Here is a 12,413-nt window from a genome sequence, read left to right on the forward strand (position 1 = left end):
GGAGGGTTCCTGGCCAATATGACAACGACAGAACGCAGTACCGTCTGCCCAGAATCTCAGTACCAACTACACAGATGGGCCCGTACCAATTCGTCAGAACAGCGGTACCTTCAGACGCTATTTAGCATCCATTCCACGCACTTGGACTCTTCTATGTCTGTCAAGCGGCTTCCTGAACTCTTTTCGCACGAGTCGAGGTAGCCAGAATCCTGAAAACCCGTCGGGCCAGGTAGCGCTTGACGCAGCGCCGGATCTCCTTGTCGGTCTTACCTTCGGCACGGCGTTTCTCGACGTAGTCACACGTTTTGGCGTCATGTGTCCAGGGGTCTGGACATCGATAGCAGGGATGGTGGGCGGTGATTCGGGGATTCGTCGTGTTTTCAGGACTTTTGATGGCGGCAGGACTTTTAATCATGTGATGTCTCCCGAGATCGGTGACAGTTCTGCCTCAGGACAATGGTGACAGTCGATCTCTCAGGACATCGGTGACAGTTCCATGTGCAGGGGCGTCTGGCGAAAGCGGGTGAGGGATTGGCCGGCGCCAACGTATCCGGTGCCTTCCGGTGGCCAGAGGTATTCGGCGATGATCTCACCGTCGGTGTTGGCGAACATGACGCCTTGGGAATCCCAGAGGGCAAAGACTATTTGACCTCTCATCCGTTTGGTCAAGGAGTAAGTGGTCTTGCCGATCTTGACAACGCCGTTGGAGTAGACCCGCATCTTTTGGTTGCCGCTGTCTGCCGGGTGGGGCACGGTGCCGCTGATCTTCTCGCGCGTGGTGGCCTCCAGGCCAAGGCCGACATTCTGGCCGGTGCCGGTGCCGGTGTCGGTGCCGGTGTCGGTGCCGGTTTTCGGCGTTTCGGTGTCGGTGGTGCTCGCCACCGTTTCGTCCCGCGTCGGTGCCTGAGTATTTGATGCTTTGAGCACCACCTAATCGTGCGGTTCAGCACCACCAATCGTGCCGGAGAGCACCAGTGGTGGTGTGGCTGGGAACCACTGGTGCCCTCAATCATGGATTACACGCTGGTCATCGCAGTATGCTCCCTCATGTTGTAGGTCCCGGTCTCGACCCAGACTGTGTTGTGGATGATACGGTCCATGATCGCGTCCGCGTGAACACCGGAACCGAGTCGCTGGTGCCAGTCCTTCTGCGAATACTGGGTGCAGAACACCGTTGACGTTTCGCCATAGCGGCGCTCCATCAACTCCAGCAACATGCCGCGCATCGACTCCGTTGGCCGGTCCAATAACCACTCATCAACGACGAGCATCGTGAACGCGGCATACTTGCGCAGGAACTTTCCGGACCCTCCGGGACTGTCTTGCGCGGCGACCCAAGCCTCCTCCAGGTCGGGCATTCGCACGTAGTGAGCCCTGATGCGGTTTTCGCAAGCGCGTTTGGCGATAGCACATCACAAATACGATTTCCCCGAGCCGGTGAATCCCTGGAAGACAACGTTCTGCTGTCGGTTGACGAAGGAGCAGGTGCCCAGCTGAGTTAGCAGTTCTCGGTTGAGACGACGCTCATCGAGCAGGTCGATACGACGCAGATCAGCGTTCGGGTAACGCAGCCCCGCCCTCCGGATCAGGCCCTCGACTTTGGAATGCGTAAAGCTGTCATAGGCATCATCAACGACTAACCGCACTCGCTCCTCGAACGGCATGCCGATGCTGAGCGTCTCATCCTGACTGTCAATCGCCTCCAAGAGCTCCCCAGCATTCATTTCGCGCAGCTTCCGTTTGGTTTCCCCATCCAACCGGCTCATCGGGTGCCACCGGCGTAGTAGGCGCTGCCGCGGACATATCCGCCTTCTTCTGCCTCAGAAACATCAGGAACGAGCCCTGTTTTGTCTTGCCCAGTGTCGAGAATTGGCCGCAAGTGAGCATAACGGGGAGAGTGAATCGGCCCGCGTAACGCCAACTCGCAGGCCGCTTCGACCCGGGCCGGGGAGAACCGTCGTGAGAGGCGCAGCACTGCCAAAGCTGGGTCGAAACCGGCCTCCTCGATGGAGGCTGCCTCGAAGACCTTGCCGATCACCGTCACCGTGGCCGGGCCCATCCGCGCGGCCCAGTCCTCGATCCGTATCCGGTCCCAAGCCTGCCAGCTGCGCCCCTCGGGCATATCCGCGTCATTCGTCTGATACTGATTCACCGTGCTTGCTGGCAGTAGCAGGTGGCTGGTCAAGCGCTCATCACCCCGATAGACCTCCAACACAGTGTCCGTCACGCGTAGGTCAACATGGCCGCCAATATGGCCAAAGGGAACGGAATAGAAGTTCCTCGCCCAGATAACGTGAGCGTTCTTGTTCACCTTGCGCTTATAAGTCCACGTGCTGATCTCGAAGGCAACAGCTGGCAGCGGTTGCATCAGCGGCAGTTCCTCGGTGGTGAACACGCTCAGCCGGGATCCGGCACGTTTCTGGAACGGTTCCCGGTTATAGGCATCGATTTGTTCCCTGACCCTGGTGCGCAACTGCGCCAAAGACGTGAACTCCTCGTGCCTCAACCCCGCGATAACCCACGTTGCCACATGTGAGACCGTGTTTTCTACGCTCGCCTTATCTTTTTAATCCCGAATTCGGGATTAAAAAGATTATTCCGAGCATTCCGTTATCCCGAGCATTCGTCGGTATTCCTTTGATCAACCGGAATCCGTGCACCCTTCCTCGGGATAACGAATCGGGATTAAGCTGACTCACCCCTATCCGTATTCACATTGAGGTGAGGAAGAAATGAAAATCCCCCTTGCCGAGCTGATCTCTAAAGCCGACACAGAGATCCTCAGGCTCAATCAGGCAGCTTCAACGTTGATGCAGTACCGGTGGGCGTGGCACCGGTTCGAAGTGTTCTGTTCCGAAAATGGCATGACCGAGTTCACCGACGAAGCTCTGGCGTCGTACCTGCGGTTCCTGGCCACGGAACGAGATGAGGGCCGGTTCAAGGAATGGAAATACAAGCTCCTGCGCAAGTCAGCACTGGTGTTAGCGGAGGTCAACCACACCGGCACTTACCGGTGGAAACTATCGAAGCAGGCTTCCCCGAACGCTGGGCTCAATACTGTGTTTCGCCCGGTCCAGGACTACTTCGAAGCGTGGCTGACCCATCAAGGCCTAGCCCGGGACACTCAGGATCTGTATGCCGTTATCGCTCGGCGAACATTGGCGTCGTGGCAAAGTCGAGGAATCACGGACTTTCGGGCCTTGGGCGGTGCAGAGGTGGCTTCCGCTTTGGTTTCATTGGCAGAAAGTTACCATCCTGGCAGCATGAGGACGGTGCTCTCGGCGGTTCGGGTGCTATGTCGTTTTCTTGAAGAGTCCGCAGGATGCTCGGGGCTCTCTCGGTCAGTTCCGAGGGGCGCTTCACGGCGCGTGAGGCATGTTTCTGTGCTGCCCTCCGAGAAGATCGAGATGCTGACAAGCTCGCCCGACCCGGATACCGTCACCGGAATCCGGGACCGTGCCATGTTGCTGCTGGGCGCGCGCACCGGGTTGCGCCCCGTCGACATCGTGGCCCTACGCCTGCAGGATATCGACTGGCGACAAGGACAAATAACTCTGGTGCAACGCAAGACTGGCGTGGTGCTGAACCTGCCGCTCTTGGCTGATGTGGGAGAAGCCATCGCCAACTACCTGCTCCATGACAGGCCCACCGGGGTCAACGACGAGCACGTATTCCTGAGGACCCAAGCCCCGTACGTTGCCCTTGCACCGTCAAACGGATTGCATCACATGGCTTCTAGCGCATTTGCCCGGACGGGCGTCGGTTTCGATCCCGGGATGGGCCACGGTTTTCGGGTGCTGCGGACATCCTTTGCGACCCGCATGCTGGAAGGCGATACCCCGTTGCCCGTCATCTCCGGGGCGTTGGGCCACCGTGGCATTTCCTCGGTCAAGCACTATCTGGCTGCTGACGAGGTACACATGCGCGAATGCTGTCTTGATTTTGTGGGGATCGAACCGCGAGGAGCACAGTCATGAGCGGGTTTGTTAGTGGTTTGGCCCCTCATTTTCAGGGGTTGCTGGAGCTCAAGCATGCGATGGGACTGCCCTATGAGACCTCTGAACGGCATTTGTTGGCCTTCGACGCCATATGTTCCCTCCACTATCCAACCCAGAGCACCTTATCGAAGGCCATGGCCATGGAATGGGTCGTGAAACGCCCGAATGAGCACGTCAACGGTCAGATGCGACGGATCACCCCGGTCAGGCAGCTCGCCAAATACATGGCGTCGCTGGGAGTCGAAGCCTATGTCATCCCCAAAGGCATTCCCGGACGGCAGGTCCATTACCGTCCACACATCTTCTCCCACCGGGAGTTGCGGGCACTTTTTGATGCCGCCGATGCGATCCAGATTTCGCCGTTTGGTGGACAGCGGCAGCTGATCATTCCGGTGATGTTCCGGATGCTCTATTGCCTGGGTCTGCGTCCGGGTGAGGCGAGGAAGCTGCACCGCAATGATGTCGATATGGCCCATGGTTCGGTGCTGATCCGAGAGTCCAAGGGGCACAAGGACCGGATGGTATTTCTGTCACCAGACTTTCAGGAGTATGCCCGACGCTATGACGACGCGATCAACCCCTTTCACCCGGACCGGATACCGTTTTTTCCCAACCATCAGGGAAATTTTTACAGCAAAGACACCCCGAACCGTTGGTTCCATGAGCTTTTGGATGCCGCCGGCTCCCTGATCGTGGCGAGCCCCGGCTCACCGCCGCGGCCCTACGACTTGCGCCACGCGCATGTGGTCGAACTGATCAACAGGTGGGTGCTCGCAGGGCGAAGCCCGGAAGTGCTGGTCGCATATCTAAGCCTACATTTGGGGCATAGCAACACGGAAGATACCTGGTATTACTTCCATCTGGCCGCCGATTTCCACCCCGAGCTGCGCGGCATCGCCAACACAAGCATTGAATCCATATTCCCGGAGGCACACCATGAAATCCGATGAATTCTTCGCCCTGGTGCGAAGCTGGTTGACCAGCTATCTGCCCCGGTCGCGCAGACTCAGCCCACACACGATCCGTTCCTACAAGACGGCCTTGAACACCCTCTTGGCGTTTCTGGGCGAAACCCGGTCCTTGAAGCTGGAGCAGGTTGGTTTCGACGCGATCACCTACAGCAGTATGTCTGAGTTCATCTCGTGGCTCATGGATGTACGGCATTTGGGTGCTTCCTCGGCGAATCAGCGGCTCGCCGCCGTCAAGTCCTTTTTGTCGTACTGTGCCGGAGAGGAACCTGCACTGGTTGCGATCTGGTTGGACGTCAAAAGGGTCCGCCCGGCACGCGCACCGGAACATGTCCCGAATGCGTTGAGCATGCCCGCGGTGGAGGCGATGATTCGCGCGCCGGGGCAACAAACCCGCCACGGGCTGAGGGACACCCTGTTGATCTTGCTGATGTTCGATGCCGCCGCGCGCATCCAAGAAGTCTTGGACCTGCACCCTGCAGACATCGTCACCACGCCCGGAGGCGGCGCGGTGACGCTGACCGGCAAGGGGCGAAAGACGCGAACGGTGCCGATCATGGACAAGACGGGACGCCACGTTGAGCAGTACCTGAAGATGTTCCATCCGAACCCGATCGACACTGATGCGTGGTTTTTCTATACGGTCTGGGCAGGAGAACAGCACCAGATGAGCCAGGACAACGTCGCCTACATGCTCAACAAGTATGCGGCCATCGTCCAGGGGCAATGCCCCAAAGTTCCCGAGCATGTGAATGCCCACCAGCTGCGGCACGCGCGTGCAATGCAGATGCTGCGTGCCGGGGTACCCTTGCCACATATCAAGGAATTCCTGGGTCATTCGAACATTTCCACCACCGAAATCTATGCCTCGGCAGATAACCAAATGGTGCGCGAAGCCATCCAGAAAGCAGCCAGCAGAACTCCCGACCCTGCCCCGATCTGGAAGGGACCCGATGAATTGATTCTCCGACTCGCCGGCCTCAAATAGTTATCCCGAGGAAGGGCGCACGGATTCCGGTTGATCAAAGGAATACCGACGACTGCTCGGGATAACGGAATGCTCGGAATAATCTTTTTAATCCCGAATTCGGGATTAAAAAGACAAGGCCCATGTCGAGCGGATGGTGCAGGCCGTGGAGAGCCGCGTCATCGGTTACCTCGCCAACGAGACTTGGACTTCGTTCGAGGAACTCAACGAGACGGTGCAGGAACGGCTGCTTGATCTCAANGGAGCCCTAACTCTGCCCGGCAATACCGCGGCTGAATAATGCGCCGCCATTTCACGGTAGGAATCGTTCAGAACGATCTCACCCTCACGAGGGTGAGAAATCACCCCGGTCTTCAGATTGTCGGGCACCAGGCGTGGAACGCTGCCGCCGAAGAATGCGAACATGGCCGCATGAGCGCGCAGCCACGACCCCTGAGCCATATCCAAGCTCGCTTCAACGAACGCATATCGGCTGAACGGCAGGCACGCGACGAACAAATACACCTTCGAGAACTCACCCGTAGTCGAATCCAGCAGCTGCATCGTGGGCCCGGACCAGTCCACCTCGATGCTACGGCCGGCCTTGTGACCAACCCGGGACGACGCCCCGGTCACGGCAGCGTGCTCGCCATAAAGCCGACAGAACCGGTCATAACTCATGACCGCCTGCCCTGCGCGGGAACTTGTGTCGACATATTCCTGGTGCAAAAGCTTCAACGTCACCCCAACACGCGCCAACTCGGTGTGTACCCGAGTCCAGTCCGGTTGTGCGAATACGCTCTCCCGGACCCCGCGGCCGGGAAACAATGCCGCATATACCCCGGCCTCTGACATCTCGGCGACGTCATCCCACCCAAGCCCTGCCAACTCCGCCGCATCGAGAACTGCCTGAATGCTGTGCCGAGACATCTTATGAGCGGACTCAATCGCTCTTCGCGACAGGCTTTGATTACGTAGCTGCAACACCAGCTTCGCGTTGATCTTACGTACCATTATCGGTACTCCTTCCACCGGGTGGCCATCACATGGTGGAAGGAGCCTTACAGGTGGTGCTCAAACACACCAGAGGTGGTGCTCAACCATCCCAGTCGGGTTTCTGGGTGGTGGTGCTGACCCGGGCCACAGGTGGAGCCCACAGAAGCCAATATTCAGTGCCGTCGGCACGGGCGCGGGAGCTGGGTGGAACGTAGGGACGAGTTGTGGCCGGGGCGCCTCGGCGATGACGGTGGCAGCCCAGGACTGTTGCGGGGTGATGCGCCCCGGAAGCCCTTGGTGCGGACGCTCAGTGTTGTAGATCAAGTCGAACCGGTCCACCAGGTCTTGTAGCTCCCGGAGCGTTGCCGCCAGGGGTTGTTTGTCGAGCCACCTGAAGAGGGTCTGGTGAAAACGCTCGTTTTTACCTTGGGTCGTCGGCTTGTACGGTTTTCCGGTGATGACCTTGACTCCGAGCGAAGACACGTAGGTGACCAGCTTGCCTTCGATGCCGCGGCGAGTGGGATTGAGAGCGGCTCCATTGTCTGTGCTAAGGCGAATTCGCCTTAGCACAGATTAAGCCGAGGAAAACGCTAAGCCGAGAGTTGCCGATGTGGAGCCGGGCTTCCGGAGGTTATGGAGCTTTTCCTCGGCTTAGCGCTTTGCCTTGATTTTGGCGCTACCTTCGTCGTATCCACAAACCCAGCGAAGGGAAGACGTCATGGAAGCGACGGTTACGGAGGTTGGCGAGCAGGTCCTCACCGCATTGGCAGCGGCCGGATACGCGGAGACGACAATTCGCGAATATCGCGAGTGGATCCAGAGGCTGGTGCTGCTCGCCCGGAAACAGGATGGCCAATACACCGTGGAGCTCGGGGCGGAATTCGCCTCGATGACCACGAGCCCGCGGACCGGCAGGTTCAGCAACCAGCGTCGAAAGGCGTACGGCCGGTTGGTGAGAGTGCTGGATTCCTATGTGTTGACCGGTTCGGTGGATCTATCCATCATGCGGACCGGCGGAGGCAAGGCCACTCCGGGGTCCGAGGAATTTTGTCAGCTGCTGGCCGATTGGTCCGTTGAGATGGGGCAACGCAATCTGGCGTTGAACACCCGGAACTCTTATGACCGTGAGGCTCGCGGGTACCTTCTCTATCTGGAAGAGCACGGGGTGACGTCGCTTCGGGAAGCCGGGGGTGCCAGCGTGTTGGAGTTCCTTGAATCGTTGCGGGGACGCTGGGCTGAATCGTCGATGTGGTCGGCGGTCCTCAATCTGCGGGCCTTCCTGAAATTCCTGGACCGCGACGACCTGAAGGAAGCCCTGGACTTGGCCAACGCCAAACGCCATCACAGGATCATTCCAACCCTGAGCGACGAGGATGAACGGGCTGTTCTCCAGGCCTGCACCGGGGGCCCTGTTGCGGCCCGGGACGCGGCGATCACCCTGCTGTCGCTGGTGACGGGGCTGCGCGCGTGCGACCTGATCGCTCTGCGGTTGGGGGACATCAACTGGCGGGAATCGACGATCGGGATCGTGCAGCAAAAGACGGGAAATCCGCTGACCCTTCCCCTGCTGCCGGCCATCGCCGACCGGCTTGCGGAGTATGTCCTCACCGAGCGTCCCGATATCCGGAACGACCACGTGTTCCTGCGGACGTGGGCGCCCCACACCGAGTTCTCGGACCACGCCTCCATCTACGAAGTGACCAAGCGAACCTTCATCGCTGCGGGATTGGACCGCCCGAAGGCCGGGACGAGGTTGCTGCGCCACAACGCAGCCACCAGGCTCCTGCGTGCGGGAACCCCGTTGCCGACGATCTCGGCGGTCCTTGGCCACTGCGGCCCGGACTCCACCAATGCGTACCTCGCCACCGACGCCGAGCACATGCGGGCATGCGTCCTGCCCCTGCCACCGGCACTGCACCCAGGAGCATGACGGTGAACGGGCCCAGGTTCACCAGCAAGTTTGCCCCCGAGCTGGAGCGTTACCTCGCGTTCAAGGAGAACATGGGCTTCCACGGCGCCACCAGGGTTTGGTACCTGAGGAATTTCGACCGCTACTGCACGGAGCGAAACCTGGATAATCTTGATCGGGCCACCGTTGAGGGGTGGGTCGTTTGGCGGCTTCCTTCCCACCAGGAGGGCAGCCGATCGTGGATCTCCTGCATCAGGGACTTCGGCCGCTGGGAGCACGCCACCGGCAACGTTGATGCCTATGTCTTGTCGGACAGATGGCGAGTTGGCAATGTCCGCCCGCAGCCATACCTGCTGACGAACGAGGAGATTGTCAGGTTCTTCGACGCCGCGGCACAGTTGGTCATCCGGTCGCCGTGGAGGTGGCAAGGCTCCGCGTTCTTCACGCTCATGCATTCGTGCGGATTGCGGACCGGAGAAGTGCTCGGGTTGACGCCGGAAGACGTGAACCTGGGCGAGGGGACCATCACCATTCGCTGGGCCAAGGGCAACCGCAGCCGGCAGCTTCCTCTCACCGGACAGGTCATAGACGTGCTGGCCGAATGCGACAGGACCTCCCGGGAAATCTTCGGCGCGGACCGAACGGCCTTCTTCATCTCCACCTTTGGCACCCCGGTACGCCGGGAAGCCATTACCGATGCATTTCACAGGATCTGGGACCAAGCCGGGCTCCCGCACCCCATCTATGGAAAACAACCTAGACCGTACGATTTTCGGCACCACTTTGCCTATGCCAACATCGAACGGTGGATGGCCGAAGGCACCGACGTCAACGCGATGCTGCCCTACCTGGCCAGGTACATGGGTCATGGCTCGCTGGACAGCACGTTCTACTACATCCATACATCCCCGGATTTCATGAACGGCTACGCCGACATCGTCCGTGAAGGCCAGGGAATTCTTCCCGAGGTGGGATTCGAATGAAACGCGACACTAAGACCGACTCCCCCAACTTTTGGGGTTTCGCACGGAACTACCTGCACGAATACATGCCCCAAGTCAGGAACCTGTCCCCGAAAACCATTGAGGCCTACCGGATTTCCCTGGAATGCTTCGTGGGCTACCTCGTGGACGAGCAATCCCTCGAGCGCAAGGACATCGGCTTCGAGCACTTCGAACGGAAGTTCCTCAAGGCATGGCTGATCTGGATGCGGGAAACCAAGCATTACCAGCCGAAAACGGTGGGACTCCGTCTGACCGCCGTCAAGGCGTTCCTGCGCTACGCCTCCCAGGAGGACCTCCGGCTGGTGGCCTTGCACGAATCCGCCAAGGTGCTTAAGGTCCCTGCCGCGGCGAAGAAGCCCATCGAATACCTGCAGGAGAACGAGACCGTCGCGATCCTTGCGGCCTTCACCGGCTCCACCCCGAAATCGCGGCGCAACCACATGCTGCTGATTCTCCTCTACGAGTGCGCGGCCCGCGTCAGCGAGATCACCGCTCTGACCCTCGGTGACCTGAGTCTGCCGAAACCCGCGCACCTGACGCTCACCGGGAAAGGGGACAAGAGCCGCGTGGTGCCCCTGGGCGACAAGACGGTCGAGCACCTGAAGGTCTATCTCGCCGAGTTCCATCCCCGGCGTGCGGCCCTACCGGCCACGCGACCACTGTTCAACAGCCTTCACCACGGCGAACCGACTCGCCTTTCGGAAGACAGCGTCGCGGCGATCCTCAAGAAGGCCGGGGACATCGCCCGGACAACTTGTCCGGCGATTCCCGCCAGGCTGAATTGCCACCTGTTCCGCAAGACCAAGGCGATGGACCTCTACAAGCATGGCATCCCGCTGCCGATCATCATGCAACTACTCGGACACGAAAGCGCGAACACCACCTCGGCGTTCTACGCCTTCGCCACCCTGGACATGATGAGGGACGCGATGAACGCGGCAACACCCGGCATCACCCCGGCGACCGTGGAATGGCTCAGCGAAGAAAACCTGCAAAAGCTCTATACCCTCCGATAACCACCAAAATGCTAAGCCGAGGAAAAGCTTCATAACCTCCGGAAACCCGGCTCCACATCGGCAACTCTCGGCTTAGCGTTTTCCTCGGCTTAATCTGTGAGCAATCTTTGCGGCACCCCGTGGGCCTTGATGCCCTTCTTGACGACCGACAGTGCCGCCTCGCTGGTTTCCCCGTCGGCCACGTGGGTGGCGACGGCGAGGCGGGAATGGTCGTCCTGCAGCTGGAAGATCACGCACTTGCGTCCACCGGTGAGTACGTATTCGGTGGCATCCAGCTGCCAGCACGCGTTGGGGGCCGGGTAGACGAACCTGCGGTAGGAGGCCCTGGGCTTCTTCGCCGGTTCGGAGCGGGCCACGTTCCTTTCCCGAAAGATCCGTGCCAGCGATGCCGGGGACGGAGCCTGCATTCCCAAGGACACCATCTTGTCGTGCACGCTGATCGGGCCATGGTCCAGCCCGGAGGAATCCAGTGCGGCACGCACCGCCAAGGCCTCGTCCTTGCGCTCCTCGGGGAGTCTTGCCGGTGAGGTCTTGGGGCGGCGTGAGCGCGGCTCGAGGGCTGCAGCCTGGCCCTCCTCCCGTGCTCGGGCGCGGATGGCGTAGAAGGTCTTGCGGGTGATTTCATGCTCGGCGCAGAACGTGGTGACTGATCCGCGTGGTGCGTCATCGGGCCATTGGGCTATTGCGAGGCGGATGCGGGCGTTGACTGGCTCATTCTTGTTCACCCATCATTCTTGGCCCGGGCCTCACTGTTCGGGCGAATTATTGGATTCCGGGAAGTGTCACCACCAAAACCCGCCATTGTGTCACCGATGTGTTGAGGTAGAACTGTCACCGATGTCCTGCGACATAACAGTGATTAAAAGTCTTGCCGCCATCAAAAGTCCTGAAAACACGACGAATCCCCGAATCACCGCCCACCATCCCTGCTATCGATGTCCAGACCCCTGGACCCTGCTGACGCTGAAACGGTTAGGGACCCGGCACCGATTCCTGAGCGAGGAAATCATCGAGACCGATGCCGAGCTGGCAGCCATCGTTTCCACCCATGCGCCGGAGCTTTTGGACGTCAACGGCGTGGGTACGACGGTCGCTTCCCAGCTGCTGGTGACTCTCGGTGACAACCCGGAACGCATGGAAAGTGAGGCTGCTTTCGCTGCGCTGGCTGGCGTTGCGCCCGTGCCGGCGTCTTCGGGGAAAACGAACCGCCACAGGCTGTCTCGGGGCGGTGACAGGCAAGCGAACGCGTCGCTCTACCGCATCGTGCTGGTGCGCATGGCTAATGATCCCAGGACGCGCGAGTATGTCGTTAAGCGCACCGAGGACGGCCTGAGCAAGAAAGAAATCATCCGCTGCCTGAAGCGCTACGTCTGCCGGGAAATTTTCCGTGTCATGAAGAACCCCAGACCGGCCCCGTTGACTAATGATCTGCGCCCGTATGGTGATTTGAGACAGGGTTTAGGAGAATTGTTTTCATGTCGAATCGCCGTAAATTTACCGAAGAGTTCAAGGCAGGAGCCGTTGAACTCGTCATTTCCTCGGGACGTTCCACCAA

At 59.7% G+C, this 12,413-nt stretch carries 9 protein-coding genes and 4 pseudogenes; 7 read left to right on the top strand and 6 right to left on the bottom strand.

The annotated features are described in order from the left end of the window. Positions 1-474 precede the first annotated feature (474 nt). From ABEA12_RS02210 to ABEA12_RS02220, 3 genes and pseudogenes are all read right to left on the bottom strand, one after another. Complete coding sequence (locus ABEA12_RS02210) at positions 475-882, bottom strand: hypothetical protein (protein WP_210100183.1); 408 nt, start codon at positions 880-882, stop codon at positions 475-477. 134 nt (positions 883-1,016) lie between these two features. After that, positions 1,017-1,766 (bottom strand): annotated as a pseudogene (locus tag ABEA12_RS02215) (ATP-binding protein). Then, a complete protein-coding gene (locus ABEA12_RS02220) occupies positions 1,763-2,482 on the bottom strand; it encodes a Mu transposase domain-containing protein (RefSeq protein WP_210100184.1) in 720 nt (239 codons plus the stop codon). Before ABEA12_RS02220 ends, ABEA12_RS02215 begins: the two are co-directional and overlap by 4 nt. 250 nt (positions 2,483-2,732) lie before the next feature. On the opposite strand from ABEA12_RS02220, the gene ABEA12_RS02225 reads away from it, so the two are divergent. From ABEA12_RS02225 to ABEA12_RS02235, 3 genes are read left to right on the top strand one after another with little or no spacing between them, the layout of a single operon-like run. Beyond that, positions 2,733-3,977: a tyrosine-type recombinase/integrase gene (locus tag ABEA12_RS02225; RefSeq protein WP_210100185.1), complete on the top strand. Its 1,245-nt coding sequence runs from the start codon at positions 2,733-2,735 to the stop codon at positions 3,975-3,977. Next, the gene (locus ABEA12_RS02230) at positions 3,974-4,948 is read left to right on the top strand and encodes a tyrosine-type recombinase/integrase (protein WP_210100186.1); all 975 of its coding nucleotides are present in this window, start codon (positions 3,974-3,976) and stop codon (positions 4,946-4,948) included. Before ABEA12_RS02225 ends, ABEA12_RS02230 begins: the two co-directional genes overlap by 4 nt. Beyond that, positions 4,935-5,954: a tyrosine-type recombinase/integrase gene (locus ABEA12_RS02235; RefSeq protein WP_210100187.1), complete on the top strand. Its 1,020-nt coding sequence runs from the start codon at positions 4,935-4,937 to the stop codon at positions 5,952-5,954. Before ABEA12_RS02230 ends, ABEA12_RS02235 begins: the two co-directional genes overlap by 14 nt. A 210-nt stretch (positions 5,955-6,164) precedes the next feature. Here the strand turns inward: ABEA12_RS02235 and ABEA12_RS02240 are convergent. Together ABEA12_RS02240 and ABEA12_RS02245 are read right to left on the bottom strand one after the other, a co-directional pair. Continuing rightward, positions 6,165-6,947 (bottom strand): annotated as a pseudogene (locus ABEA12_RS02240) (transposase); the annotation flags it as partial. 219 nt (positions 6,948-7,166) lie between these two features. After that, positions 7,167-7,484, bottom strand: a pseudogene (locus ABEA12_RS02245) (integrase core domain-containing protein); the annotation flags it as partial. A gap of 163 nt (positions 7,485-7,647) precedes the next feature. On the opposite strand from ABEA12_RS02245, the gene ABEA12_RS02250 reads away from it, so the two are divergent. Genes ABEA12_RS02250 through ABEA12_RS02260 form a run of 3 tightly spaced genes read left to right on the top strand, consistent with a single transcriptional unit; the run spans position 7,648 to position 10,858 of the window. Continuing rightward, on the top strand, positions 7,648-8,859 hold the full coding sequence (locus tag ABEA12_RS02250; protein ID WP_210100188.1) for a site-specific integrase: 1,212 nt from the start codon (positions 7,648-7,650) through the stop codon (positions 8,857-8,859). A gap of 2 nt (positions 8,860-8,861) precedes the next feature. After that, positions 8,862-9,821, top strand: a complete 960-nt coding sequence (locus ABEA12_RS02255; protein ID WP_345466177.1) for a tyrosine-type recombinase/integrase — start codon at positions 8,862-8,864, stop codon at positions 9,819-9,821. Then, the gene (locus ABEA12_RS02260) at positions 9,818-10,858 is read left to right on the top strand and encodes a tyrosine-type recombinase/integrase (RefSeq protein ID WP_210100190.1); all 1,041 of its coding nucleotides are present in this window, start codon (positions 9,818-9,820) and stop codon (positions 10,856-10,858) included. The genes ABEA12_RS02255 and ABEA12_RS02260 overlap by 4 nt, the downstream gene beginning before the upstream one ends. A 92-nt stretch (positions 10,859-10,950) precedes the next feature. Here the strand turns inward: ABEA12_RS02260 and ABEA12_RS02265 are convergent. Continuing rightward, positions 10,951-11,583, bottom strand: a pseudogene (locus ABEA12_RS02265) (DDE-type integrase/transposase/recombinase); the annotation flags it as partial. Between the two features lie 112 nt (positions 11,584-11,695). Here ABEA12_RS02265 and ABEA12_RS02270 point away from each other — a divergent pair. Continuing rightward, a partial coding sequence (locus tag ABEA12_RS02270) for a transposase (protein ID WP_345466181.1) occupies positions 11,696-12,413 on the top strand: 718 nt, incomplete at its 3' end.

This window comes from Paeniglutamicibacter antarcticus, from assembly GCF_039544305.1.
GTDB classification, from domain to species: domain Bacteria; phylum Actinomycetota; class Actinomycetes; order Actinomycetales; family Micrococcaceae; genus Paeniglutamicibacter; species Paeniglutamicibacter antarcticus_C.